The sequence below is a fragment of the Streptomyces sulfonofaciens genome (genome assembly GCF_014656295.1).
Taxonomy (GTDB): domain Bacteria; phylum Actinomycetota; class Actinomycetes; order Streptomycetales; family Streptomycetaceae; genus Streptomyces; species Streptomyces sulfonofaciens.
This window is the reverse complement of sequence record NZ_BNCD01000011.1, coordinates 108,749-133,875: the sequence shown is the minus strand read 5'-3', so window position 1 is coordinate 133,875 and position 25,127 is coordinate 108,749. Positions and strand designations below refer to the sequence as shown.

Annotated in this window: 20 protein-coding genes and 1 pseudogene; 9 read left to right on the top strand and 12 right to left on the bottom strand. The window is 73.8% G+C overall.

Annotated elements, in window-relative coordinates; translation table 11 throughout:
- Positions 1 to 107: 107 nt before the first annotated feature.
- A complete protein-coding gene (locus tag IE313_RS19105; protein ID WP_189933781.1) occupies positions 108 to 1,685 on the top strand; it encodes an alpha/beta hydrolase in 1,578 nt (525 codons plus the stop codon).
- 252 nt (positions 1,686 to 1,937) lie between these two features.
- Here IE313_RS19105 and moeZ read toward each other — a convergent pair whose 3' ends face one another.
- The 7 genes and pseudogenes from moeZ to IE313_RS19070 all read right to left on the bottom strand — a co-directional run bounded on the left by moeZ (position 1,938) and on the right by IE313_RS19070 (position 11,643).
- Positions 1,938 to 3,116: an adenylyltransferase/sulfurtransferase MoeZ gene (gene moeZ / locus IE313_RS19100; RefSeq protein WP_189933779.1), complete on the bottom strand. Its 1,179-nt coding sequence runs from the start codon at positions 3,114 to 3,116 to the stop codon at positions 1,938 to 1,940.
- A gap of 152 nt (positions 3,117 to 3,268) precedes the next feature.
- The gene (locus IE313_RS19095) at positions 3,269 to 4,015 is read right to left on the bottom strand and encodes a spherulation-specific family 4 protein (protein ID WP_189933777.1); all 747 of its coding nucleotides are present in this window, start codon (positions 4,013 to 4,015) and stop codon (positions 3,269 to 3,271) included.
- Positions 4,003 to 4,980: an NAD-dependent epimerase/dehydratase family protein gene (locus IE313_RS19090; protein WP_189933775.1), complete on the bottom strand. Its 978-nt coding sequence runs from the start codon at positions 4,978 to 4,980 to the stop codon at positions 4,003 to 4,005. Before IE313_RS19090 ends, IE313_RS19095 begins: the two co-directional genes overlap by 13 nt.
- 100 nt (positions 4,981 to 5,080) lie before the next feature.
- Positions 5,081 to 6,379: a hypothetical protein gene (locus IE313_RS19085; RefSeq protein ID WP_229924765.1), complete on the bottom strand. Its 1,299-nt coding sequence runs from the start codon at positions 6,377 to 6,379 to the stop codon at positions 5,081 to 5,083.
- Positions 6,380 to 6,987: 608 nt separating this feature from the next.
- Positions 6,988 to 8,724 (bottom strand): annotated as a pseudogene (locus IE313_RS19080) (DUF3492 domain-containing protein); the annotation flags it as partial.
- Between the two features lie 358 nt (positions 8,725 to 9,082).
- Positions 9,083 to 10,618 carry a DUF3152 domain-containing protein gene (locus IE313_RS19075; RefSeq protein WP_189933771.1) on the bottom strand — a complete coding sequence of 512 codons (1,536 nt, stop codon included), beginning with the start codon at positions 10,616 to 10,618 and terminating at the stop codon, positions 9,083 to 9,085.
- A gap of 59 nt (positions 10,619 to 10,677) precedes the next feature.
- Entirely contained in the window at positions 10,678 to 11,643 is a 966-nt protein-coding gene (locus IE313_RS19070) for an alpha/beta fold hydrolase (protein ID WP_189933769.1), read from the bottom strand.
- 480 nt (positions 11,644 to 12,123) lie between these two features.
- Here IE313_RS19070 and IE313_RS19065 point away from each other — a divergent pair, with 480 nt between their 5' ends.
- The 4 genes from IE313_RS19065 to IE313_RS19050 all read left to right on the top strand — a co-directional run bounded on the left by IE313_RS19065 (position 12,124) and on the right by IE313_RS19050 (position 14,705).
- A complete protein-coding gene (locus IE313_RS19065) occupies positions 12,124 to 12,369 on the top strand; it encodes an Rv3202a family protein (RefSeq protein WP_189933767.1) in 246 nt (81 codons plus the stop codon).
- 377 nt (positions 12,370 to 12,746) lie between these two features.
- On the top strand, positions 12,747 to 13,388 hold the full coding sequence (locus IE313_RS19060) for a TetR/AcrR family transcriptional regulator (protein WP_189933765.1): 642 nt from the start codon (positions 12,747 to 12,749) through the stop codon (positions 13,386 to 13,388).
- A gap of 309 nt (positions 13,389 to 13,697) precedes the next feature.
- Complete coding sequence (locus tag IE313_RS19055; RefSeq protein ID WP_189933763.1) at positions 13,698 to 13,925, top strand: DUF3107 domain-containing protein; 228 nt, start codon at positions 13,698 to 13,700, stop codon at positions 13,923 to 13,925.
- 516 nt (positions 13,926 to 14,441) lie between these two features.
- Positions 14,442 to 14,705 carry a hypothetical protein gene (locus IE313_RS19050; RefSeq protein WP_189933761.1) on the top strand — a complete coding sequence of 88 codons (264 nt, stop codon included), beginning with the start codon at positions 14,442 to 14,444 and terminating at the stop codon, positions 14,703 to 14,705.
- 171 nt (positions 14,706 to 14,876) lie between these two features.
- Here the strand turns inward: IE313_RS19050 and IE313_RS19045 are convergent, their stop codons facing one another.
- Positions 14,877 to 15,668, bottom strand: coding sequence for a ferritin-like fold-containing protein (locus IE313_RS19045; RefSeq protein ID WP_189933759.1), 792 nt, complete (start codon positions 15,666 to 15,668; stop codon positions 14,877 to 14,879).
- A gap of 490 nt (positions 15,669 to 16,158) precedes the next feature.
- Here IE313_RS19045 and IE313_RS19040 point away from each other — a divergent pair, with 490 nt between their 5' ends.
- Together IE313_RS19040 and IE313_RS19035 are read left to right on the top strand one after the other, a co-directional pair.
- Complete coding sequence (locus IE313_RS19040) at positions 16,159 to 17,814, top strand: DEAD/DEAH box helicase (protein WP_229924763.1); 1,656 nt, start codon at positions 16,159 to 16,161, stop codon at positions 17,812 to 17,814.
- Between the two features lie 346 nt (positions 17,815 to 18,160).
- Complete coding sequence (locus IE313_RS19035; protein ID WP_189933757.1) at positions 18,161 to 19,063, top strand: alpha/beta fold hydrolase; 903 nt, start codon at positions 18,161 to 18,163, stop codon at positions 19,061 to 19,063.
- A 66-nt stretch (positions 19,064 to 19,129) separates the two neighbouring features.
- Here the strand turns inward: IE313_RS19035 and IE313_RS19030 are convergent, their stop codons facing one another.
- A complete protein-coding gene (locus IE313_RS19030) occupies positions 19,130 to 20,053 on the bottom strand; it encodes an NYN domain-containing protein (RefSeq protein ID WP_189933755.1) in 924 nt (307 codons plus the stop codon).
- Between the two features lie 289 nt (positions 20,054 to 20,342).
- Between IE313_RS19030 and IE313_RS19025 the strand changes: the two genes are divergently transcribed.
- On the top strand, positions 20,343 to 20,501 hold the full coding sequence (locus IE313_RS19025; RefSeq protein WP_189933753.1) for a DUF8834 family protein: 159 nt from the start codon (positions 20,343 to 20,345) through the stop codon (positions 20,499 to 20,501).
- A gap of 158 nt (positions 20,502 to 20,659) precedes the next feature.
- Here IE313_RS19025 and IE313_RS19020 read toward each other — a convergent pair whose 3' ends face one another.
- Positions 20,660 to 21,520, bottom strand: coding sequence for a PHP domain-containing protein (locus tag IE313_RS19020; protein WP_189934026.1), 861 nt, complete (start codon positions 21,518 to 21,520; stop codon positions 20,660 to 20,662).
- Positions 21,521 to 21,675: 155 nt separating this feature from the next.
- Positions 21,676 to 22,326 carry a DUF6758 family protein gene (locus tag IE313_RS19015; protein WP_189933751.1) on the bottom strand — a complete coding sequence of 217 codons (651 nt, stop codon included), beginning with the start codon at positions 22,324 to 22,326 and terminating at the stop codon, positions 21,676 to 21,678.
- A gap of 405 nt (positions 22,327 to 22,731) precedes the next feature.
- Here IE313_RS19015 and IE313_RS19010 point away from each other — a divergent pair, with 405 nt between their 5' ends.
- Positions 22,732 to 23,976, top strand: a complete 1,245-nt coding sequence (locus tag IE313_RS19010) for an MFS transporter (protein ID WP_189933749.1) — start codon at positions 22,732 to 22,734, stop codon at positions 23,974 to 23,976.
- A gap of 185 nt (positions 23,977 to 24,161) precedes the next feature.
- Here the strand turns inward: IE313_RS19010 and IE313_RS19005 are convergent, their stop codons facing one another.
- On the bottom strand, positions 24,162 to 24,797 hold the full coding sequence (locus tag IE313_RS19005; protein ID WP_189933748.1) for a suppressor of fused domain protein: 636 nt from the start codon (positions 24,795 to 24,797) through the stop codon (positions 24,162 to 24,164).
- Between the last annotated feature and the right edge of the window lie 330 nt (positions 24,798 to 25,127).

Genomic DNA, 25,127 nt, shown 5'->3' with positions numbered 1-25,127 from the left:
CGCGCCACCAGGGCCGCCGCGTCCTGCGGCGGCCCGGTCCGGCTGTCAGTGGCCCCGCCTACTATGACCTGACCGTCTTCCGTGCGGAGGACCGGCACGAGGGGGCCATGATGCGTTTCGGGAAGCGGGCGGCGGCCGTGGTCGCCGCCGCGCTGCTGCTGGCCGGCTGCGGCCCGGACGGCGGCTCCGGCAGGAGCAGCGCGGCGGAGCCGGGCCGCCCCGACCCCTCCGCGCCCACGGCCGCCCCGGCCCCCGGCCACTCCGCAGGCGCCGTGCCGACGGACGCCCTGCCCCGGCCCCTCACCGGCCAGCGGCTGCGCTGGGCCCGCTGCACCGGCGGCGCGGGGGCACCGCCCGGCGGCCAGTGGCAGTGCGCCACCATGAAGGCTCCGCTGGACTACACCAGGCCGGGCGGCAGGACCATCGGCATCGCGCTGATCCGCGAGAAGAGCACCGGCAGCGGCTCCCGCATCGGTTCCCTGGTCTTCAATTTCGGCGGCCCGGGAGGCTCGGGCGTCTCCCTGCTGCCGTCCTTCGCCGACCTCTACGGCACCCTGCGCGGCCGCTACGACCTGGTCAGCTTCGACCCGCGAGGCGTCGGGGCCAGCGAGGGCGTGCGCTGCCGCAGCGACCAGCAGCTCCAGGCGGCCGAGTCGGTCGACCTGACTCCGGACACAGCGGCGGAGGAGAAGGCGTACTTCAAGGACGCGGCGGACTTCGGCGCGGGCTGCGAGCGCAGCGCCGGATCGCTGCTGCCGCACCTGTCCACCGCCGACACCGCCCGCGACATGGACCTGCTGCGCGAGGTCCTCGGCGACCGCAGGCTCCACTACTTCGGCATCTCCTACGGCACCGAGCTGGGCGGCGTCTACGCCCACCTCTTCCCGAAGAACACCGGCCGCCTGGTGCTGGACGCCGTCGTCGACCCCACGGCGAACTCCACGGCCCAGGAGAAGAACCAGACCCGCGGCTTCCAGCGCGCCCTCGACGACTACCTCACGTCCACCGGCCAGGACCCCCGCCGGGGCACCGCGAGGATCGCAGCCCTGCTGAAGCGCCTGGACGCCCGTCCACTGCCCGCCTCCGGCGACCGGAAGCTGACCCAGTCCCTGGCAGTCACCGGCATCACCGTCACCCTCTACAGCAAGGAGACCTGGCCCGAGCTGACCGCCGGCCTCCAGGCCGCGGGGCGGGGCGACGGCAGCCCGCTGCTGCGGCTCGCCGACGCGTACAACGAGCGCGGCCCGTCCGGGCACTACGGCACCCAGGCACACGCCCAGCGCGCCATCTCCTGCCGGGACAGCAAGCAGCGCCCGACGCCCGAGCAGGCCAGGCGGGAGCTTGGGGCCTTTCGCGCGATATCACCCGTCTTCGGACCGCTGCTGGGCTGGGACTCGGCGGGCTGGTGCTACCAGTGGCCGGTGCCGGGCCTCGACGAGACCCCGGACGTCGCCGCGGCGGGCGCGCCGCCCATCCTGGTCGTCGGCAACACGGGCGACCCGGCCACCCCCTACGAAGGCGCCCGGAAGATGGCCGACGAGCTGGGCAGGGGCGTCGGGATCGAGCTCACCTGGAAGGGCGAGGGCCACGGCGCGTACGGCAACGGCAGCGGCTGCGTGGACGGGACGGTGGACGACTACCTGCTGGACGGCACCACGCCCCGCGACGGCAAGGTCTGCTCCTGAGCTGACGCACGCAGAAGGGGCCCACCCGTACCGAAGGGGGACCGGCTGCGGGTCGCGTCACCTCGTCCACCGGCAGGTGGCCGCGGCCTCCCCGCGCCGAGGGGAACGGCCCTCGCGTCCAAGGGGGGCCGACCCGCACGCCCGAGGGGCCCGTGCACACGGCACGGGCCCCTCGGGGATCGTCAGGGCGACGAGAGCGCCGGCCCCGCACGGCAGCGGCCCCGGACCAGGGGCCGATGCCGCGGGCGGCACTCAGTACACGGGCTTCTCGGGCTCGATCTGGTTGACCCAGCCGATCACTCCGCCGCCGACATGCACCGCGTCGGAGAAGCCGGCGGACTTCAGCACCGCGAGCACCTCCGCACTGCGGACGCCCGTCTTGCAGTGCAGGACGATCTTCTTGTCCTGCGGCAGGGAGCCCAGGGCGGTGCCCATCAGGAACTCGTTCTTCGGGATCAGCTTGGCGCCCGGGATGGAGACGATCTCGTACTCGTTCTGCTCGCGGACGTCGATGATCTCGATGTTCTCACCGTCGTCGATCCACTCCTTGAGCTGCTTGGGAGTGATCGTCGATCCGGCGGCCGCCTCCTGGGCCTCCTCCGACACGACGCCGCAGAACGCCTCGTAGTCGATGAGCTCGGTGACGGTGGGGTTCTCACCGCAGACGGCGCAGTTCGGGTCCTTGCGGACCTTGACCTGGCGGTACTGCATCTCCAGGGCGTCGTAGATCATCAGGCGGCCGACGAGGGGCTCGCCGATGCCCGCGAGGACCTTGATGGCCTCGTTGACCTGGATGGAGCCGATGGACGCGCACAGCACGCCCAGCACGCCGCCCTCGGCGCAGGAAGGCACCATGCCGGGGGGCGGGGGCTCCGGGTAGAGGCAGCGGTAGCACGGGCCGTACTCGGACCAGAAGACCGAGGCCTGGCCGTCGAAGCGGTAGATGGAACCCCATACGTACGGCTTGTTCAGCAGCACGCAGGCGTCGTTGACCAGGTAGCGGGTGGCGAAGTTGTCGGTGCCGTCCACGATCAGGTCGTACTCGGAGAAGATGTCCATCACGTTCGAGGCCTCTAGGCGCTCTTCGTGGAGGACGACCTCCGTGTAGGGGTTGATGCCCTTGACGGTGTCCCGGGCGGACTCCGCCTTGGAGCGGCCGATGTCGGCCTGGCTGTGGATGATCTGGCGCTGCAGGTTCGACTCGTCGACCTCGTCGAACTCCACGATGCCGAGCGTGCCCACGCCCGCCGCGGCGAGATACATCAGGGCCGGCGAGCCGAGGCCGCCGGCGCCGACACAGAGCACCTTCGCGTTCTTCAGCCGTTTCTGCCCGTCCATTCCCACGTCCGGGATGATCAGGTGACGGGAGTACCTGCGGACCTCGTCTACGGTGAGCTCATCTGCTGGCTCTACCAAGGGTGGCAGCGACACGGAGACCTCGATTTAAGGGCTGGTCGGGCGTATCGGTACGTCGATACTTCGGCTTCAGTGCTTCATTGCGTCATTGCTTCCATGCAGTCCCCCCGGCCGGGGCATGCCCGTGCCGGGGAGGGTCACGTGCGTCAACACTGCCATGCCCCGGTTCATTCCGAGACTCCTCGTCCGATGAGCGAGACGAGCTCGTCCCAGTACCCGGGCAGCGCCTCCCAGGGCGACGAGACGTCCCTGAGCTGGGTGCGGTCGGTGAAGAAGACCGTGGCCGCCCCCTGCCAGCGCGCGATGCGCAGCGCCTCCTCCAGGTGCCCGCGCGGGAGGCCGTACACAAGGTGGCAGAACCGCAGTGCGGGGTGGGCCGCGGTCCACTCCTCCGCCTGTGACCAGCGGTAGTCCCCCCAGGAACCGCTGAACGTCACCATCTGATCGGCGATCTCCGCATAGCCGGGGTTCGGGTGTCTGCCGTGCCCGAGGACGAGATGGGCGCCCGGCACCAGGCCCCGCAGGGCGCTCGCCAGGCGCCGGACGCCGGGCAGCTCGGCGGGTCCCCAGGGGCAGCGGTCCAGCAGGAAGCCGCCGACGCGGTACCAGTCGACGTAGTGGTGCACGTCGCGGATCAGGTCCGGGAAGGGCCGGGTGCCCCGCGCCAGGTCGAGGTGGCCGAGCACGTCCACGCCGGTGTTCCTGAGCCTGCGGACCGCGTCCAGGCAGTGCGGGTCGGGGCGGCTCCCCGGGCCGTCGGCCACGTTCAGGGCGACCCAGTGCAGGGGGGTGCCGGGCCGGGTCAGCTCGGCCCACTCGACGGGGGCCACCAGGGGGTGCGCGTAGCCCGGGACGCCGACGCCGAGCGTGACGGAACTGGCGGTGCCCGGCGCCGAACGGGTCAGATGCGGCACGCCGCCTCCATCCAGATGTCCGCGAGGGACTCCTCCAGGCTGATCCGCGGGCGCCAGCCGAGCCGGTCGCGTGCGGTGCGCACGTCGGCCTGCTGCCAACTGCCGCAGCCGTCCGGGTAGGGGAAGGCGGGTGGCACGGGATGGTCGTGGTCGGTGCGCGGATGGCCGATGACGGGGCGCACGGGGCCCGCGCCGGGGTGGGCGTGGCCATGGGCGTCCAACTCGTGCAGGGCACCGCCGTAGCCGGCGACGCGGGCCAGTACGGCGGCGGCGTCACGCAGCCGTACCGCACGGCCGGAGCCGATGTTGACGATGCCCTGCGCCGCGGAGAGCGAGGCCGCGTGGACGGCGCGGGCGATGTCGCGTACGTCCACGAAGTCCCGCTGCACACCGAGGCCGCCGAGCTTCAGCTCGCCGTCGCCGGACTGCATGGCGCGGCGCATGGCCTCGGCGAGGCGGCCGAGCGGGGAGCCTGCGGGGGTGCCGGGGCCGGCCGGCGAGAACACCCGCAGCACGACCGCGTCCAGGCCGGAGCCGAGCACCAGTTCCGTCGCGGCGAGTTTGCTGACCCCGTAGGGGCCGCCGGGGCGCGGCACCGCGTCCTCCGCCGTGGAGGACCCCTGCTGGCTGGGGCCGTACTCGGCACCGCAGCCGAGCTGCACGAGGCGCGCGCCGCAGCCGCTGCGGCGCAGTGCCTCGCAGACGGTGGCGACGGCGACCGTGTTGTGCCGGATCAGGTCGCGCGCGCCGCCCCGGGTGGCGCCGGCGCAGTTGACCACGACACCGGGGTGGACGGCGTCCAGGAAGCGGGTGAGCGCGCCGGGGCTTCCGGTGGCGAGGTCGAACCGCACGTCCGCGTCGTCCCCACGGCCGAGTGCGGTGAGCTGTACGGCCGGGTCGGCGAGCAGCCGGTCGGCGACGAATCTGCCGAGGTAGCCGCCCGCTCCGATCAACAGCACCCTCATAGGGCAACCCTCCAGGCGAGCTCTCGGGTGAGGGTGGTGGTCATCTGCTGTTCTCCTTCAGGGGTGGTGCGGTGATCGTGCGGGGAAGTGCGGTGTCGGGTCACGCCGGATCCGCCGGGGAGTGGACGCAGGCCCGCGTGAGGGTGCGTGCGGCGTGTACCAGGAGCACGAGGGCCGGCACTCCGCACGCGAGCGCGGGCACCGCGCCGGGGCCCGCGGCGGCGACCGCCCGCACGACCGGGCCGGTCAGGGGCGCGCAGCCGGGCAGGCGGGTGGCGAGGGCGGCGGCCAGGGCGAGGGCTTCGGCGCCGCAGGCCGCGCCGAGCAGCAGGGCCGGGGCCCGGGTGGAACCGTGCACCGTGAGCAGCCGGGCCAGCATGAGCAGGGCGCCCAGGGCCCCGGCGCCTGCGTAGGCGGCGTCCTGGTGGAGCGCCGCCGCGGTCAGGGTGAGCAGCAGGCCCAGGGCGCACAGGTAGAGCGCGAGGACCCCGTACAGCAGGGGCCTGGCCCGGGCGGTGAAATCGGCCAGGTCCCGGCTGCGGCCCACCCGGCGGCGGGCCCCTGCGGCGAAGAGCCGGGCGCAGCAGGCGGCCGGGAGGACGGCGAGGGCCAGGGCGAGGACGGCGGCGGTGGCCGGCGGGTGGGCGTCGGGGAGGGCATGCCAGGACCGCGGGGCCGGTGTGCCGTGTGCCAGGGCGGCGAGCGTGTCGGGCAGCGTCCCGAGTGCCTGGGGCAGGGCGTCGGGGCCGGCCTCCACGGCGGCCCGCAGCAGGCCGTCGCCGAGCAGCGCGTAGCAGAGCAGGAGGCAGGTCCACGCGCGCGTGGTGGGCCGGGTGCGGTACCGGCTGCGCAGGGGCCCGTGGCGCAGGGCCGTGCGGAGCGCGAGGGCCGTGCCGAGGATCCCGGTCGCGGCCACGCCGATCCGGGTGGCGCCGCCGGTCGGGCGCAGTGCGACGAGGGTGAGGGCCAGGGCGGTGGCGGGCAGCAGCGCGGCGGTGAGCCAGGCGGTGTACGCACCGGCGGTGCGCAGCCGGGCCGGGGGCGCCCAGGCCGGCCGGAGGCGACCGGTACGCGTGCCGGTCGCGGAGGAGGCGGTGTGCGTCGTCTCCGTGTCGGTGTGGCGTGCCACGCGCGCGTACATCTCCTCCGCGAGGGAGAAGACGTCACGGTGCCGGAACCGCGCGGCCATCCGGTCGGTGATTCCGGCCGCTTCGAGCCCGGCCGCGACCTCCAGCGGGTCCACGGCGCGCGCACACAGGTCGTGGTGCCGGTGGAGCAGCGCCTTCACGGGGTCGGCGGCACCGTGGCGGGACCGCGCGGCCCGCACCGGCGCGGGCGCCGGCGCGAGTTGGGGAACGGGCCCCGGGGTGCGCGCCGGGGCAGGCGATTCCGAGTTCATCGCGCGGCCTCCCGTACCTGTGCGCCTTCGGCCCGCGGGGCGCCGCAGGAACCGGCCTGGGCCGCCGCGTTCGTCGGACCGCGCCCCGCCTCGGCCCGCCCCGCCCCGGCACACCCGGCTTCGGCGCGTGCCGCCCCGGCACCTGCCGCCTCGGTCCGTGCCGCCTCGGTCCGTGCCACGTCCTCCGGCGCATCGGCGCGTAAGGCACCGATCCGCGCCGCCTGGACCTGCGCGGCCCCGGCGCGGTCGACGCCGGGACGTTCTCCGGCGGCCTCGGCGCGCGCACCGGCGGCCCCGGGACCTGACCCGGCGCAGGCCCCGGCGGGGGCGGTACCGGCTCCGACCACGCCCCCTGCGCATGCCCCCGCCACTCCGGCCCCGGTGCACACACCGGCCACGGCCGCCGCACCGACGGCGATTCCGAAGCCCGCGGTGGTGGCCGCCCTGGGCCGCGACGGCGCGGCGGGGACGGTCGCGGAAGCGGGCGGCTGAGCGTCCTCGGTCGGGGCGGCGGCACCCCCGGGCTCCCCTCCCCGGGGCTCCGCCGCCCGGCAGGCTTCCCCGGGCTCCGCGGCCCGGCACACTGCCCGCGGTTGCGCTGCGCCACCTACTCCACCAGGCCCGTCCGCTCCACCGGACCCGTCCACTCCACCGGGCCCGCGCGCCCAGCTTGGCCTCCGGGGCGCCGACGCCGTCGGCCAGTGCGCCGGGAGGTGGGCCTTTGCGGGGACGGCGAAGGGCCGCGGGCGCACCGGGCCCGCGGCGGTGCGGCGCCCCGGTGCCGGGCACTGGGCGGCGATGTCGAGGTAGATGCCGTGGAAGGCGAGGATGTTCTGCTCGACGCTGAAGAGTTCGAGCGCCCGCGCACGCGCCGCGGCGCCCAGCAGCGCACGCCGGGAGGGATTGCGCAGCAGCGAGACGCACGCCTCGGCCAGCGCCCGGGGGTTGCGCGGCGGCACCACCAGACCGGTGCCACCGATGACCTCGACGACCGCGCCGACGTCCGTGGAGACGGTGGCGCGCCCGGAGAACATCGCCTCCACCAGACCGGCCGGGAAGCCCTCCACGACGCTGGAGAGCACGACGACACTGCCGGCGGCGTAGGCCTCGGCGAGGTGTGCCGCGCCTGGGCCGCCCGGTTCCTCGAAGGACACCGGGTTCTCGCCCACGGTGTGCCGGTCCTCGGCCTCGTCGGGGAAGAGCTGGGCGGCGAGCGCCTTGCAGTGGGCGGTGTACTCCACGGCTCCGGGCCCCTCCGCGGGCCCGCCGACGATCCTCAGCCGGGCCCCCGGCTCGGCCCGGCGGACCTCGGCGAAGGCGTGCAGCAGCGACACCAGGTCCTTGCCCGGCTCGATCCGGCCGATCCACAGGAGTGTGCCGGGCTCGCCCGGGTCGTTGCGCTCGCCCACCTCGGCGAACCGCGAGGCGTCGATGCCCGGGTGCACGGTGCGCAGCTTGGCGCGCTGTGCCCCGCACCGCTCCTGCCAGCGCCGGGTGTGGGCGTTGCCCGGGGTGACGCAGGCGGCCTGCCGGTAGCCCTCCACGGCGAGCCGGCCGTGGAAGGCTGCTTGCAGGGCCCGCACCGGGGCGCTGGCGGCGGGTTCGGCGAGGTACTGGGCCCGCAGGGCCACCCCGTACTCGGTCAGCAGCAGGGGCACGCCCGCGAAGTGCCGGGCGAGCAGGCCGGGCAGGGCGGCCGCGCCGCCGGAGGCGGCATGGCAGAGGTCGACCCCGCCCAGGTCGCGCTCGCCGTACCAGTCGAGCGACAGGGGCCGCAGGAGGCGTTCGATCCCGGCGACGACAGTGAGGAGGTCGACCACGCGCGCCGTGCGCGCCGCACGCAGTGCGCCGGGCGCACGGCAGGCGCGCTCCAGGGTGCGGACGGCGAGATCGGAACGGAGCAGTCCGGCCGGGGTGCCCTCGTCCCGTGCGAAGGCGGCCAGGGCGTAGAGGGCGCTGGCGAAACGGTCCGCCTCGGACGCGTGAGCATCCCGGGGCGCCCTGTCCCCCGGGCCGTCCTCCCAGACGGCCGGCTCACCGGCGGGGTCGGGTGTGCAGACGGCCTTGACCAGTTCGGCGTAGTGCTCGGCGAACCTCCGGCGCGCGCGGCGGCCGTGGTGCGGGGCCGGGGCGGTGTCCGGAGCGGACCACAGCGGTGCGGTGCGCACCCGGCCGACGTTGCCGGCCAGTCGGACCCAGCCGCCGCGCTCCTGCCGGGCGCTCCTGCTGAGCGCGTAGATGTCGAACTCGTGCTGGCCCAGCCCGCGCACCAGCCGCTCGCACCAGAGCCTGGCCGTACCGCGCACATACGGATAGCCGCCTTCCGTAAGCAGTCCGACACGCACGGATACACCCCCGATCTTCCTCCTGGTGAGCCGCCATCGGTTCTACGGCTCACGGCGCGACGAACGGTATGCGGACAAGCCGGTGGCGCGATGGACGGTTGTCCATCGCGCCACCGGAAGGGGTGAATGCGCGTAACTTCTGGCGGGGACAGGCGTTTCGCCGCAGAAAGGACCGGTCCGCCGTGCACGGCGGACCGGAAACGGCCGGCACGGCCGCGGGCGGGCTCCTGCGCCGCATCCCCCACGGTGCCCGGAGCCGGACGGGCCGGACCGAACCGGGCGGGACCGAACCGGGTCGGACTCAGCCGGACCGGACCTGACCGGACCTGACCGGGCCGGGCCGGGCCGATCGGAGCCGTCAGCCCGTCGGCTTCCCGGGAAACGGCCAGGCGTTCGGCTTGCAGGTGATCCCGTCGTAGGTGAGGAACTTCGTCTGCTGCTGCATGACCGGGGCCAGCGCGCCGTTCTTCGTGCAGACCACGTGGTTGAAGCCGAGCCGGTGGCCGACCTCGTGATTGATCAGCATCTGGCGGTACGGATGGATGGCGTTGCCGTACGTCTTCGCTCCCTGGGCCCACCGATAGGCGTTGATCATCACGCGGTCGGTGGCCGCCGAGTCGCAGGAGACGTTGTCCTCCGTGGTGTCGAGCCCGGACTTGGCGCACCAGGCCGCGGTGGTGCCGGGGCTCGCCAGCGTGATGACGAAGTCCGGCTTCCCCGAGGAGATCCGCTCGAAGGTGCGGCCGCCGCCGTGCGCCCAACTGCGGTTGTCGTTCAAGGTCTTCTGGACCGCCTGGGCGAAGAGCGCACCGTCCAGGCCGAGGCCCTTCTCGACGTCGACCCGGTAGCGGTAGAGCTGTCCCTCGCCGGGCGCCTTCTCGAAGCCGCGAACGGCGTCGAACTTCCCCGACCCCTTCAGCTCCGGCGCCAGCGGGTACTTGCGGCCCATCTTCTGGTCGTAGGTCAGCGGGGCGGGTGCGGGAGCGGGTCGGCCCGAGCCGTGCCGCTCCTTGGAGCGCGAGGCGGAGTCGGCACCCCTTGGCTGCCGGTCGGCGGACTGCGCGCTGGCCGAGCCGTCGTGCCGCCCCTCGGTGACCTGGCCCGCGACGACCACGGCGAGGACCGTGGTGACCGCCGCGGCGGCGATACCGGCGAACGTACGCCCCTTGCCCGACCTGGCCTTGCCGGCCGGCTCCCCGCCGTCCGGGTGGGCCTCGCCAGCCGGGGCGGTCTCGGCGCCGGATCCGGACCCGGATCCGGACCCTGCGGCGGACGCGGGCCGGGCGGACGCGGCACCACCGTCGGCGCCGCCCTCCCAGTCGGTGACCAGGGTTTCGGAGACGGCGGTTTCCCCGTGAGGTGTCCGGCGGCGTGTGACGGCATCCACACCGTCATCCTTGCCATGGTCAGGGGCGTCATCATCGCCAAACGCGTCGATGTACTCCTGACGGGGGCCCGGTATCCGGGACCCGGGAGGGTTCGCCGCGGTGAGCCGCGGTCCCGGGACCCGGGGGCCGCCGGCGCCTGCCGGGGAGGGCGTGGCACCGGCTCCGGACGGCTGCGACCGCGCACCCGCGAGGCCGGGGGAGCCGGTGCCCCGGGGCGGAGTGGTCGGGTGCCGTCGGCCCGGGCGGGCGGGCGGCTCCGGCGGTGCCGCGCCGGCCGCGCCCCAGCCTCCGCCCGACTCGCGGTGCTCCGGATGCCCGCCCCTGACCTGCGGCACGCCCTGCGGCGGGGTGACGGGGCCGGTGGCAGGGGGCACTGCGCGCGAGGGGGTGGTTCCCGGGGGCACTTGGGGGGTGCCGCGCCGGGGGGTTTCCTGGGGGCCGGTGCCGGTCGCCCTGACCTGGCGCCTGCGCCGGCCGGGGCCGGGAGTGTCGGGGACCACGGGCATGCTGCCGGTGTCGCCATCGTCTGCCGATCCTCGGCGGCTGTGCCGTCCCACGCGTCGCTTCAGCTCCCCATCCCACCCGACTCATCGGTGTCCGCGAGGAATTCACGAACGGCCCTCGCGACCGTGTGCGGGTACTCCATCATCGCCACATGCCCGGCGTCGGGCAGCGTCAGCAGCCGTGAGTCACGGAACGCCCGCGCCGCCTTGCCCGCCATACGGTACGCCACCAGGCGGTCTCTTCCGCCGTAGACCAGCAGCGTCGGTGCGAGGACGCGCTCGGCCTGGCGCCACAGACCGTGCTGGCCACCCAGGGTGTACGCGTCGACGATGCCGCGCGCGGAGCGGGTCATGGCGTCCCAGAAGTAGGGCAGGGCGAGTCTGCGCTCAAGCTCCTGCACCGCGGCCCTGAACGCCTCGGGAGTCACCCGGGAGGGGTCTCCGTAGCACAGCCCCATGACACCGCGGACCCGCTGCTCGGGCGTCCACTCCCGGCTGAGCCGGCGGAACGCGCGGGTCACGCCGGGGACCGCGAGCAGGGCGGTCGGTACCGCGTCGCGCTGCACCCGCAGCTCGGGGAGGGCGGGGGAGACCAGGGTCAGGGTGCGCACCAGGTCGGGACGCAGGGCGGCCACCCGGGTGGTGACCGCGCCGCCCATGGAGTTGCCGAAGAGGTGGACGGGACCGCGGTCCTGGGCGTCGAGGTAGCGGATCACGGCCCGGGCGTGGCCGGTGATGGAGAAGTCTCCGTCGTCGGGCGGGGGCGAGTCCCCGAAGCCGGGCAGGTCGAGCGCCTCGCTGTCCACGACGCCGTCGAGCAGCGCCATCAGCGAGGACCAGTTCTGCGAGGAGCCGCCCAGGCCGTGCACGTACAGCGCGGGCGGCAGGCCCTGCACGGCGGGCGGCCGGGAGCGCACCGCGAGGGTGAGCCCGGCCAGGCCGGCCGAGCGCATCTGCTCGCCCTCGGCCGCCGCCCCGACGACGGGAACGGCGGAGGCGATCGCGGCGGGCAGCTCGGTCGAAGACATGCCGCAATGTTACGAGAGGATCACGCCCTGGTTCGCGTGTTCGGCGCCACGGATCGGCATGACGTTGCCCGGGTGCGTCTCCTAGGCTCGGAGGCAGGCCCGTACGAGGCGGGAGCGAGCGGCAGGCGGACGCCGCGGGACGCCGGTCGACCACTCCCCCACCGGACGTACGCATCACCGGCGGGTCCGCGGGCACCCGCGTACGGCAGTGCCCGCCACGATCGCGCACGGCACGCGGGCGCATGGCACGCGGGTGACGGGCGCACCGCGGGTGCGTACCGGCAGGCGCGCACGCACACGGGAACAGCCACGAGGACAGGCGGACAAGCGGACAAGCGGAACGAGAAGAACCAGAAGGACCAGAAGGACCAACGGAACAAGCGAAACAAGCGGAACAAGCGGAACAAGCGGAAACCGACAAGGACAGCAGCACGGCACGCACCCGCGAGGGAGCATGTTCGCCGCCGGGGAAGAGGAGAGATGACGGTCGATCGCACCGACCCTGAGATCTTCGAGGACGACACCGACACCAGCGAGGCCCAGGACGGCGGCGATCTCGGCGAGGTCTCCCTGGAGGCCCCCGAGGCGGACGCCGCGGAGCAGCTCGCGGATCTCACGCCGAGCGAGGAGTTCGTGCCCCCCGAGAGGATTCCCAACGACGCCGACGAGGCGGATCTGGCGGAGCAGGCCCGGATCGTCGACCTCGACGAGGACGACTACCGCTGAGCCGGCCGCCCCCGTGCTCGCGCACCGGCCCCCGGGAGGGCGGGCCGCGGGCGGCCGCGCCGCGGGGCAGCGGGGTCCCGCGTGGCGGGCATATGACGGATGGTGCGGCACGCGGGCACGGAGAGCGACCGAAAGGCGCGCTGCCGACGGACCAGGACCGTGGGCGATCTACCTCACAGACGACTCACACTTCCTGCACACACCACGTCCCGGAGCACGTACGAGTGGTCTGACCTGCCCGTGTTTGGTGGTCTCTATCCGGCTTTCGCTGTTGTCCGGTCCACGAAATTCTGCGCTCGCACCGCGCACACCACGGTTACCGAAAAGTACGATGGGAATGTGGCGCACACGGCGCTTGGACGACTTCGGGAGGCGGCGTGACAGCCATCGAGCAGACAGAGGCGGCTCGCCCGCGGGGCACGCGCCTGCCTCGCCGCGCGCGGCGCAACCAACTGCTGGGCGCCGCGCAGGAGGTCTTCGTCGCGCACGGGTACCACGCGGCCGCCATGGACGACATCGCCGAGCGCGCGGGCGTCAGCAAGCCGGTGCTCTACCAGCACTTCCCCGGCAAGCTCGACCTGTACCTGGCGCTGCTCGACCAGCACTGCGAAGCCCTGCTCGAATCGGTGCGCGCCGCCCTGGGGTCGACGACCGACAACAAGCAGCGCGTGGCGGCCACCATGGACGCCTACTTCGCCTACGTGGAGGACGAGGGCGGCGCTTTCCGCCTGGTCTTCGAGTCCGACCTGACCAACGAGCCCGCGGTGCGCGAGCGCGTGGACCGGGTCAGCCTGCAGTGCGCGGAGGCGATCTCGGAGGTGATCGCCGAGGACACCGGGCTGCCCAAGGAGGAGTCCATGCTGCTCGCCGTCGGTCTGGGCGGTGTCTCCCAGGTGGTCGCGCGGTACTGGCTGTCGAGCGAGAGCAGCATGCCGCGCGACAAGGCCGTACAGCTCCTGACCTCGCTGGCCTGGCGCGGCATCGCGGGCTTCCCGCTGCACGGCGAACAGCACCACTGAGCGGCGGCCCACGAGCCGACGGCACCAGGTCAGCCAGCGGCACCCCGGGCGACGCACCAAGCTGGGCACCGGCGGCCGAGGCGACGGCACGACCGGACGGTCGCGACCGCCGGGACGGCGGCCACCGCGGCGACGGACCGCGAGGCAGGGGACGGGTGCCACGGCCCACCGTCCCAACCGCAACCGCCGCCGAGCTCTGTTCGCTACCGGCGTGCCAGGCCAGGGGCCCCCGGTCCCCTCACCGGGCTAATGTGTGCGGGTACGGCGCGGACGGCCGCGCACATCACTGACCGTCGGAGGGACAAAGCCGTGGAGGTCAAGATCGGCGTGCAGTACGCGCCCCGCGAGATCGTGCTGGAGAGCGGCCAGAGCGCCGAGGAGGTCGAGAGCGCGGTGGCCGAGGCGCTGTCCGGCAAGGCACAGCTCCTGAGCCTCGTGGACGAACACGGCCGCAAGGTCCTGGTTCCGGCCGACCGCCTCGCCTACGTGGAGATCGGCGAGCCGACCACGCGCAAGGTGGGCTTCAGCGCGTTGTGAGGGAGCGCATACGCGGCGCCTTCGCGCCCGGCGCACACACCGGGTTCCAGCGCTGCCGCGGGCGCCCACACAGACACCGGAACGGCCCGGCGGTCCTGACCGCCGGGCCGTCGGCTTGCGTTGACCCCCAGGACGCGGCCCGCCGCACCCGTCCCGCCCCGCCGAACCGCACCACCGCGCCGCCACACCACACACCACCGCACCGCGCTGCCCGCGCCCCGGCACCCCGGCACCCCGGCACCCCGGCACCCCGGCACCCCGGCACCCGCAACGCCACGTCGCCGTCCGCGCAACGGCTCACCGTCCGCCCAACACCCCGTCACCCGAGGAACGGCCCCTGCCGTCCGGACGACGGCCCCGGCGTTCATACGCCCCGAACTCTCCCCGCGCGCAGGCCCGTTGGCCTGCACGGAGGCATCACACGTTCCGCGTAGGCAGGATTGCCGCCCGAGGCCCCGGGGTAGACCGGCTAAGACCGATTTGCACCTGGCCGCAACCGTGGTGAAAGGACGACGGATGATCTTGGAAGCGCTCGGCTCCGGACTTCTCGGCCTCGCCCTGGCCTGGGCGGCGGTCCGCCGTCTGACGCGCCGCCTCCCGTCCCGAACCCTCGTCCTGCCGACCGGCACGGCGGGCGGACTCCTCGGAGCCTTCGTGACGCACTCCGCGCTCGGACCCGGCCATGCGATGGTCACCCTGATCGGCGCGGCCGCGGTCTCCGCGGCCCTGCTCTCGCTCCTGCTGCGCACCGGCCGTCTGCGCCCCTCGCCCTCGGCATGACCGACGGCCCACGCGGCAGCTAGAGGGGCACCACCGAGTCTCGGTGCGCGACCCACGGCCCCGCGGAACCGGACGGCCCCGGCTGCCGCGTCGCCTCCCGTGCCGTACGTGTCGGCCGGCCGGCACGTACGGCACGGGACCGGTGTTCCGCCCCGTGACGGCCGCCGGAGGCTACGCGGCCAGCCCCAGCGCGGCCATCCGCTTGGTGTGCGCCTCCGTGATGCGGGAGAACATCCGGCCCACCTCCGCCAGGTCGAAGCCGTCCGCGACCCCGCCGACCAGCATGGTCGACAACGCGTCACGGTCCGCGACCACCCGCTGCGACTGCGACAGGGCCTCGCCCATCAGCCGCCGCGCCCACAGCGCCAGCCGTCCGCCGACCCGCGGCTCCGCGTCGATCGCCGCCCGCACCTTCTCCACGGCGAAGCTGGCGTGCCCGGTGTCGTCGAGCACCGCGAGCACCAGCGACCGGGTGTCCGTGTCGAGGCGGGCCGCCACCTCGCGGTAGAAGTCACTGGCGATCGAGTCGCCGACGTACGCCTTGACCAGGCCCTCCAGCCAGTCCGACGGCGCGGTCTGGCGGTGGAAGCCGTCCAGCGCGGCGACGAACGGCTCCATCGCCTCCGTGGGCTCCACGCCGATCGCGGCCAGCCGGTCCCGCAACTGCTCGAAGTGGTGGAACTCCGCCGAGGCCATCTTCGCGAGGGCCGCCTTGTCGGCCAGGGTCGGCGCCAGCTTCGCGTCCTCGGCCAGCCGCTCGAACGCCGCCAGCTCCCCGTAGGCGAGCGCGCCGAGGAGGTCCGCGACCGCGGCGCGGTACTGCGGATCGGCGGAGGCCCTGTCCCAGCCCTGCGCGGCGACCGCGGTGCGTTCTTCGGGGGCGTCCGCCACATCGGGCGCTTCGGCGGAGTCGGGCGCTTCGGCGGAGGTCTCGGAGTGCTCGGGCGTCGTCATAAACCGCACAATAGCCCGCCTGCCGCAGCACGGAAGGGCCTGGTCAAGCACTGTGACGACGGCGACGTGAGCTGTTCGGCCATGGCGCATGCGGCATTACGGGGTATGGTGTATGGAGCCCGCGGTGCACTCCGCGGGCGAAAAGCATCCGCAGCATGGGGATGCACACAGAACGAGGATGCCCGGTCGGTGGCCCGATCGGCTCCGACCAGACAGCCCTCCGGGCGGTGCACCACGCGGTGCAGCGCAGGGGAGGGGCCCCTCAGCGGTACGAGTGCTAGAGCGTCGGCAGTGGTCCCGCGTCGCCCGGCCAGCCTCGTAGGCGGCCGGCGGTCACCGGCACGGTCACGACCCCCAGCGTTCGCCTCGCGCCGCATCTCACAGAAGAGGCATCACCCTGACTACCGAACCCACGACGTTCCGAGAGCTCGGGATCCTTCCCGAGACCGCCGAGGCCCTGGAGGCCGTCGGCATCGTCCATCCCTTCCCGATCCAGGAGATGACGCTTCCGGTCGCTCTCTCCGGCTCCGACGTGATCGGCCAGGCCAAGACCGGCACCGGCAAGACGCTGGGCTTCGGCCTCCCGCTGCTGGAGAGCGTCACCGTCCCCGTCGACGTGGAAGCGGGTCGGGCCCGGCCCGAGCAGCTCACCGACACCCCGCAGGCCCTCGTCGTGGTGCCCACGCGCGAACTGTGCACCCAGGTCACCAACGACCTGCTGACGGCCGGCAAGGTCCGCAACGTCCGCGTCACCGCGATCTACGGCGGCCGGGCCTACGAGCCCCAGGTGGAAGCGCTGAAGAAGGGCGTCGACGTGGTCGTCGGCACCCCGGGCCGGCTGCTCGACCTGGCCGGCCAGAAGAAGCTCAGCCTGCGGCACGTCAAGTGCCTGGTGCTCGACGAGGCCGACGAGATGCTCGACCTGGGCTTCCTGCCCGACGTCGAGAAGATCATGAACATGCTGCCGGCGCGCCGCCAGACCATGCTCTTCTCGGCGACCATGCCCGGCGCGGTGATCGGCCTCGCCCGCCGCTACATGTCCCAGCCCACCCACATCCGCGCCTCCGCCCCGGACGACCAGGGCGCGACCGTCGCCAGCACCGAGCAGCACATCTACCGCGCGCACTCGATGGACAAGCCGGAGATGGTGGCCCGCATCCTGCAGGCCGAGGGCCGCGGACTCGCCATGATCTTCTGCCGTACCAAGCGCACGGCGGCGGACATCGCCGAGCAGCTCCAGCGCCGTGGCTTCGCAGCCGGGGCGGTGCACGGCGACCTCGGCCAGGGCGCCCGCGAGCAGGCGCTGCGCGCGTTCCGCAACGGCAAGGTGGACGTCCTCGTCTGCACGGACGTCGCGGCTCGCGGCATCGACGTCGAGGGCGTCACCCATGTGATCAACTACCAGTCCCCCGAGGACGAGAAGACCTATCTGCACCGTATCGGCCGCACCGGCCGTGCGGGAGCGTCCGGCACCGCGATCACGCTGGTCGACTGGGACGACATCCCGCGCTGGCAACTGATCAACAAGGCCCTCGACCTCTCGTTCGGCGACCCCGTCGAGACGTACTCGACCTCCCCGCACCTCTACGAGGAGCTGGGCATTCCCGAGGGCACCAAGGGCGTGCTCCCGCGTTCCGAGCGCACCCGCGCCGGTCTTGAAGCGGAAGAGGTCGAGGACCTCGGCGAGACCGGCGGACGCGGGCCGCGCGGCCGTGGCCGCACCCAGAGCCGCGAGCGCGACCAGGAACGCGAGCGCCCGGCGCGCACTCCTCGCCGGCGCCGGCGCACCCGCGGTGGGGCGCCAGTCGACGGCGAAGCGGGCACCGCGGGTACGGACGGTACGGACGCCGGGGACACCACGGACGCCGCCACGCACGCCGGGGCTCGGCCCGCCGCGGACGCACCCGCCGCGGACGCGCCGGTGACGCCCGTCGACGACCAGCCCCGCACGCCCCGGCGCCGCCGGCGCACCCGCGCGGGCTCGCCCGCCGAGACCGTGCCCGCGGAGACGGCGCCCGCCAAGGCCGCGTCCGGCGAGTCCGCACCGGCCCCGGTCCAGGACGCCGCCCCGGCGGAGGAGGCCAAGCCGCGGCGTCGCCGCACCCGCAGCAGGGTTGCGGTCGCCGACCGGGCCGCCGAGCCCACGGAGGGCTGACTCCACCGGCAACGGCCGGCAGGACCCGGAGTCCCGACCGGTTCCCCCGCCTCGTCAGGGGCGCGGGGAACCGCGCGGCACGCCTGTGGACGACCGGGACGCGCCCGCGCCTATGGGCGGGCGCGTCTCACGGACGGGCCCGTCCCACCGACCGGTCCGCTCCACGCACCCGCACCCGCACCCGCACGCCCCACGTACCCGCGCCCCCACGAACCGGCGCGCCCCACGGCCCCAGCCAGGGCAGCCGGTCCGCGGTGGCCGGGCGTGCGGTGCCGCGCTCCGCGGAGGCCGCGTGCGCCCCGAACGCCCCCTGCGCGGTGCGGTCACTCAGAGCTAGGCTCACTCCATGAGCAGGCCCCCCACCTTCGTACCCCCGCCCGGGGCCCGGGCATATCCGCTGCGTACCCAGCGCGGTGACTTCGCGGTGATCGACGCACCCGCGCACCCGGCGCGCTCGGGGTCGGCGGGGTCGGCGGGGTCGGCGGGGTCGGCGGAGAAGGGGACCGTCCTGCTGCTGCCCGGTTACACCGGCAGCAAGGAGGACTTCATCGCACTGCACGAACCGCTCGCCGCGGCCGGCTACCGCAGCGTCGCCGTGGACGGCCGGGGCCAGTACGAGTCCGCGGGCCCGGCGGACGACGAGGCTCCGTACGCGCAGGAGGAGCTTGCGCTGGACGTGCTGGCGCAGACCGCGGCCATCGGTGCCGGTGCTCCCGTGCACCTGCTGGGGCACTCACTGGGCGGCCTGGTGGCCCGCGCGGCCGTCCTGCGTGACCCCTCGGCCTTCCGCTCCCTGACCCTCGTGGCCTGCGGCCCCGGCCCGATCTCGGCGTCCCAGCAGCACCGGGTGAAGCTGCTGCGGGACGTCCTCGCCGTCCAGACCATGGCAGAGGTCTGGGACACCATGCAGCGCCTGGAACCACCCGAGGAGACCGACGTCGACGGCTCCGCGCAGGCGGCGGCCGGGCTGCGGCGGCGCTGGCTCGGCAACAGCCCCGCCCAGCTCGTCGCCACCGGGCGGCAGCTCTGCGGCGAGCCGGACAGGACGGGCGAACTGGCCGCTGTCGCACTGCCCAAGCACGTGCTCTCCGGCGAACGCGACGACACCTGGCCGGTGCCCGACCTGGACCGCATGGCCGACCGCCTCGCCGCCCACCGCACCGTCGTCCGCGGCGCGGAGCACTCCCCCAACACCGACCGCCCCGAGGAGACCGCGGCCGCCCTGGTGGCCTTCTGGGACGCCTGCTGAGGCACCCTCGGGCTCTGCGCCGTCAGGCGCTCCCGGAATGCGGGCGCCCTCGGAGTGCGGGCACCCTCAGAACTGCGCGTGCAGGTGCTCCCAGAACCCGTCCCGCAGGGCGCGGCGCAGCTCCGACTGGCCGCGCAGCGAGTACTGGAGCAGCCCCTCGGCCTCCACCAGCAGGTCCTGGTCGACGGAGCCGGGCAGGTACGGGTGGCCGGGCAGCAGATCGGCCAGCGTCTCATGGCCCCGCGAGCCCAGCCAGGTCGCGGCGATCCGGGCACCGACGAACCAGACGTCCTCGCGGCTCGGCCGGGGCGCCCCCGTGCCGTCCGCGGACACGACCACGCGCCGGGTGACGTACGGCTTGAAGAAGTCGAGGTCGAAGGTGCGCTGGCTGTCGACCTCCCACAGCAGCGGCTCCGCCTGGTTGCGTCCCTCCGGCGCCTCGATGCCCCACAGGTGCACCCGTGCGCCGTAGCCCTGCGCGGCCTCGACGGCGGAGACCAGGTCCTCGTCGCCGCCGAGCAGCGCCGCGTCGCTGATGGCGCGGTGCCTCGCCAGTGACTCCAGATCGGACCTGATCAGCGAGTCGACGCCCTTCTGCTGGTTGTTGGCGTTGAGGTTGCCGAGCCGGACCTTGACGTCCGGCAGCTCGGCGATGCCCTGCTGCTCGGCGGTGTGGATCCGGCGGCGGGCTCCGTCGTACCAGTAGACCCGCAGCAGCCGGCTGTCCGCGAAGATCGTACGGGCCCTGTCGATCAGCGCGTCGATCAGGCCCTCGGCGTCCAGGTCGAAGGCACGGCGGTCCTCCGTGCCGGCCACGAGCCGGCCCGCGGCGGCGTAGAGGTACCCGGCGTCGACGAAGATCGCGTGGGTCGACGGTGTCTTCGCCACCTCGGCGAGCATCCGTTCGAGCAGCGCGTTGGTGCGCTCCAGCCGCGCATCGAGCGCCGCCGTCTCCGCCGCCGCTTCGGGTCCGATCGCTTCGTCGTTCATATGCACCCCATTGTCCGGGCCTGGGCGCGGGGGGCACAAGCCGTCGCCGGCGCCGGGGCGACACCCATGGCACGTGTCAGTAATTAGTTACTCGAAAAATTTCTTTAGTGTAGGGAATGACTGCATGGGACAATCCGTTGTACAGGTACGGATGGCAGGGCACGCTAGTCAAGCAATCCAGACTTAACGGACGGGAAACCCCCCGGCCGCACCCATGGGCAATAATTTTGTCCTATCTCGTACCAGTAGTTCTCCTTCAGGAGGATCACCCAGACGAAGGGAGAAGCCTGTGCGCTTCGAGATCATGCGCCTGGACGACGTGGACGGCACCGCTGTGGACAGCACCGTGGTGGACGCCGACTCCGTCAACCGGATCGTCCAGCAGGCCGCCGCCACCGGGCAGCGCCTCTACATCCGGCCCGCCGAATCTCCCGCCACCGCCTCGTAACACGCTCGGCACCACACGCGAGCGCTCGGCACGACAAACGCGACACGCTCAGCAGCACACACGCGCAAGCCCCCGTACGCAGCACGGCGTAAGGGGGCTTGCGCACGTCTGCTCACGCCCGGGCGAAGGTCTGCTCACGCCCGGGCGAAGACGTCGACTCACGCCCCCGCGAAGACGGGGCGCGCGCCGGTGGCCCGGCGGGCGATCTCCTCGTAGACCTCGGGGGCCGTGGTGTGCTCGCCGAGGACGCAGGTCTTGCGGCTGCCGTGGTAGTCGCTGGAGCCCGTGACCAGCAGGCCCAGGTCTCCGGCGAGGGCCCGCAGCCGCTCACGGGTGGGCTGGTCGTGGTCCATGTGGTCGGCCTCCAGCCCGTCGAGTCCGGCCTCGGCGAGCTTGGCGATCGACTCCTCCGGCACCACCTGGCCGCGCTTGGCGGCGCCCGGGTGCGCGAAGACGGCGACACCCCCGGCCGCCTTGATCAGCCGGATCGCCTCGAAGGGGTCCGTCTCGTGCTTCTCGACGTGGGCGCGGCCGCCGTCGGCCAGCCACTCCTGGGTGAAGGCGTCCGAGACGGTCGGCACCACACCGTGCTCGACCAGGGCCTCGGCGATGTGCGGCCGGCCCACCGAGCCCTCGCCGGCGATCCGCGACACCTGCTCCCAGGTGACCGGCACCCCGAGTCCCTGGAGCTTGCCGATGATGGCGTGCGCGCGCGGTGTGCGGTCGTCGCGGACCAGCTCGCGCTCGGCCAGCAGCCGGGGCTCCTGCGGGTCGAAGAGGTAGGCCAGCATGTGCATGCTCACGCCGTCAAGACGGCAGGACAGCTCGGCCCCGGTGACCAGCGTGAGGTTCCGGTCGAGGCCGGGGAGCGCGGCGATGGCCTCGGCGTACCCCCGGGTGGTGTCGTGGTCGGTGAGCGCCACGACGTCGAGACCGCCGGCCGCTGCGTTGCGCACCAGCTCCGCGGGGGTGTCCGTACCGTCGGAGGCGGCCGAGTGAGTGTGCAGATCGATGAGCACGAGGGGCGCTCCAGCTCTGACGGGGTCCACGGGCACCTGAAGAATAGCGGCCCACCAGGGCGACACCCGAGGCGGCCGGCGACGCGCACACCGCGGGGAGCGGGGCCGGGACCGCGCCGCCGGAACGCCGGAACGCCGGAACGCCGGAACGCCGGTCAGATCCTGTCGGGCGCGAGGATCCGCGGACTGAGCGCGCCGCAGGGCAGGAGGTCGACCTCGGCACCCGCGTCCCGCAGGTCCGTCAGCACCAGCTCGTCGTACATCAGCAGCCCGGACTGCTCCGGCCAGACGATCGCCCACAGCCACAGCCCGCACGCCTCACCGGCGAAGACGGCGCGGTCCTGCGGGGCCCCGGAGACCAGCCAGAGCGGGCTCGGCCGGCCGGCCGCCAGGACCTTGGTCTGGGGCGGTTTCTCCACGTGCAGATAGCCGCCGGGGTCGGGCCCGCGTATGCCCGCGTAGCGGGCGCCGAGTCCCACGCCCAGCTCCTCGGCGACCAGCACCAGTTCGCCCACGCCCCCGAGCGGCCCCGGGCCCGAGCACGCGACGGCGGTGGCTCTGCCACCGCTCCGGTCATCGCCCGCGTAGGCCACACCCGTGAACAGCCAGCCCACCGGGAGGGGCCAGGGCATCCACACGGGTACCTCGGCGCGGTGCACCGCCACGCTCAGGGCCTCGACGCTCGGCGGGATCACAGGCTGCAGCGGATGCACCGTCCCGTGCACATCGCACTGCCAGGAGTCGGCGAACAGTCCGGGAGCCCTGACCCGGCCGCCGCACTTCGGGCAACTGGGTTCGCCCCTCATAACGCCCAACGGTCCTCCCCGGCCGTCGTCGCGTCAAGGACGATCAAACGAAAGACCACTCGTCCGGTGGAGTGATGAGCGGGGAAATATGCGTGTAGCTTGCACTTATTAGGGGACCTAACTTATTATGTGTAAAGACCAACCAATTCGGAGGCGCTGGAGGCGGCACGGATGAGCACCAGGACGGAACCCGGCACGGAAGCGGTCACGGATCGGGGGCCCCGGCCGGGCGCGGAAGCGGTCACGGATCGGGGGCCCCGGCCGGGCGCGGAAGCGGTCACGGAACCCGGCCCGGCCCCGGCAGGCGTCGTGGCGCCCGGTGCGCCTGGTGGGCACGGGACGGTCGCGGCGGTCGGTGGACACGGGGCGGCCGAGGCCACCGGCGGGAACCGGGCGGAGGCGGCGGTGGGCGGGGCCCAGGAGGCCGAGGATCCGTTCGACGCGGGTGCCGGAGGGCTCCTCCGTCAGCCGAAGGCGGTCTGGGCGACCGCCGGGGCGTCCGTCGTGGCCTTCATGGGCATCGGGCTCGTCGACCCGATCCTGCCGTCCATCGCCACGGGGCTGAAGGCCACACCGAGCCAGGTCTCCCTGCTCTTCACCTCGTACTTCCTGATCACCGCGGTCGCGATGCTGGTCACCGGGTTCGTCTCCAGCCGGATCGGCGGCCGCAGGACCCTGTTGGCCGGTCTGGCGCTGGTCGTGCTCTTCGCGGGGCTGTCCGGCACCTCGGGCTCGGTGGGCGAACTGGTCGGCTTCCGGGCCGGCTGGGGTCTCGGCAACGCCCTCTTCGTCTCCACCGCCCTCGCCGTGATCGTGGGCGCCGCCGCGGGCGGCAGCGCGGCGGCGATCCTGCTCTACGAGTCGGCCCTGGGGCTCGGGATGGCCTGCGGGCCGCTGGTCGGCGCACTGCTCGGCGACGCGAGCTGGCGCTACCCCTTCTTCGGCACGTCCGCGCTGATGGCGATCGGATTCGTGTGCATCGCCGTGTTCCTGGGGGAACAGCCGAGGCCCGCACGCAGGACGTCCCTGCTGGCGCCGATCAGGGCGCTCGGCCACGGCGGGCTCGCCTCCGCGGCCGCCTCGGCGTTCTTCTACAACTACACCTTCTTCACGGTGCTGGCCTTCACGCCGTTCGTCCTGGACATGAGCCCCTACGGATCCGGTGCGGTGTTCTTCGCCTGGGGCGTGCTGCTCGCGGTCTTCTCCGTGCTGATCGCACCCCGTATGCAGGCGAGGTTCGGGTCGCTGCGGGTGCTGGGCGGCTCGCTGCTGCTGCTCGCCGCCGACGTGCTCGTACTCGGCTACGGCAGCCACACCACGGCCGTCGTCTGCACGATCCTGTCCGGCGCCCTCATCGGCGTGAACAACACCGTCTACACCGAACTCGCACTCGGCGTCTCCGACGCGCCCCGGCCGGTGGCCAGCGCCGGGTACAACTTCGTCCGGTGGTTCGCGGCGGCCGCGGCGCCCTACCTCGCGCCGAGGATCGAGGAGTGGAGCGACATCCGCATGCCGTTCGTGGTCGCCGCTGCGGCGGCGGTGGCCGGTGCGGCGGTGGTCGCGGTCCGCAGGCGGGCCCTCACGCACGAGGCGCAGGAGCGGGCGCCGCAGCATGCGACGGAGGACGGCGCAGCGGTCTTCGCGGACTGACGGACCGACGGACGGACAGGCCGGCGGACGGACAGACCGACGGACGAGCGGCCCGACGGACAGACCGGTGGACGAGCGGCCCGACGGACAGACCGGTGGACGAGCGGCCCGACGGACCGGCGGGCGGGCGGTGCGCACGGCTCGGCCCCGTCGCCCGCGGTGACGCGTGCGGCGGTCCGCGCGCCTCAGTCCAGCCGGACGGACCGGCGCAGCGGATCGCGCAGGTCCGTTCCGGCGGCCAGCCAGCGTTCCTGGAGCGCGGGAGCACCGTGCACCCGCTTCCAGGCGGCCTCGTTCCGCGTCATGGGCAGCAGCGGCAGGAACCGCACGGGGTCCAGGGGCGGATCCAGCTCCAGATCCTCGACGAGGCCACCGGGCTCGGCCACCAGCACCGAGCTGAACCGGCCCCCCGGCCACAGCGGCTCCCCCACGTCCAGCGAACCGCCCGGCGCCACGACCACGCCCTCGACCTGCGGCGAGGCGGCCAGCACGGCAAGCGGCCTGAGCACCTTGTCGGTGTCCGCGAGACCCGGGCGCATCGAGAGCACCAACTCGGCACGCGGTCCCCGCACCGGATCGGCGACCACCGCCGCGGGGTCCGTCATCGGCCGGGCCGCCATGCCGAGCGTCGCGTACCGCACCACGCCCCGGCCGCCTGCTGACCCGGTGTGAGGTTCGGCACCCGCGCCCCCGCCGCCGCAGAAGCGCAGCACCTCGATGCGGTCGGTGCCCACGAACGTCACCGCGGCCCGTGCGTCGGGCTCGCCGAACGCGGCCACCAGACGGGCTTCCACCAGCGCCAGAACATCAGCCGTTGCCATGGCGGGAGCATAGGCAGAGCCCCGCCCGGCCGGTCGCGGGCCCGCGTCCCGGTGCGGCGGGGCCCCGTCGCACCGTATGCAAAGCGCCGAAGCGGGTCTTGACACCCCGGTCGGCTGATAAGCTTGGCCGCTGGTCGGGGCAGCACGCAGAAGCGTCGCTCTCAGCCTCGACGCTGTGGACTTCCCTCAAGGGGGACCGGCCGGAGGAGGTGGGACTGCAGTGGACCGAAGTCGACCGTGCAGTACTACCCGCTCTTCCGACCGCTGAGTCACGTAGCTCCGGAGTACCGGAAGCTGCCCGCCTGCGTTTGCGTCAAGATCATCCGGCGC

What these genes read in the sequence shown, in the direction of transcription:
- IE313_RS19105 (WP_189933781.1), top strand. Translation starts at nt 108, where the DNA reads ATGATGCGTTTCGGGAAGCGGGCGGCGGCCGTGGTCGCCGCCGCGCTG.
- IE313_RS19090 (WP_189933775.1), bottom strand. Translation starts at nt 4,980, where the DNA reads ATGAGGGTGCTGTTGATCGGAGCGGGCGGCTACCTCGGCAGATTCGTC.
- IE313_RS19085 (WP_229924765.1), bottom strand. Translation starts at nt 6,379, where the DNA reads ATGAACTCGGAATCGCCTGCCCCGGCGCGCACCCCGGGGCCCGTTCCC.
- IE313_RS19075 (WP_189933771.1), bottom strand. Translation starts at nt 10,618, where the DNA reads ATGCCCGTGGTCCCCGACACTCCCGGCCCCGGCCGGCGCAGGCGCCAG.
- IE313_RS19070 (WP_189933769.1), bottom strand. Translation starts at nt 11,643, where the DNA reads ATGTCTTCGACCGAGCTGCCCGCCGCGATCGCCTCCGCCGTTCCCGTC.
- IE313_RS19065 (WP_189933767.1), top strand. Translation starts at nt 12,124, where the DNA reads ATGACGGTCGATCGCACCGACCCTGAGATCTTCGAGGACGACACCGAC.
- IE313_RS19050 (WP_189933761.1), top strand. Translation starts at nt 14,442, where the DNA reads ATGATCTTGGAAGCGCTCGGCTCCGGACTTCTCGGCCTCGCCCTGGCC.
- IE313_RS19040 (WP_229924763.1), top strand. Translation starts at nt 16,159, where the DNA reads ATGACGCTTCCGGTCGCTCTCTCCGGCTCCGACGTGATCGGCCAGGCC.
- IE313_RS19035 (WP_189933757.1), top strand. Translation starts at nt 18,161, where the DNA reads ATGAGCAGGCCCCCCACCTTCGTACCCCCGCCCGGGGCCCGGGCATAT.
- IE313_RS19030 (WP_189933755.1), bottom strand. Translation starts at nt 20,053, where the DNA reads ATGAACGACGAAGCGATCGGACCCGAAGCGGCGGCGGAGACGGCGGCG.
- IE313_RS19015 (WP_189933751.1), bottom strand. Translation starts at nt 22,326, where the DNA reads ATGAGGGGCGAACCCAGTTGCCCGAAGTGCGGCGGCCGGGTCAGGGCT.
- IE313_RS19005 (WP_189933748.1), bottom strand. Translation starts at nt 24,797, where the DNA reads ATGGCAACGGCTGATGTTCTGGCGCTGGTGGAAGCCCGTCTGGTGGCC.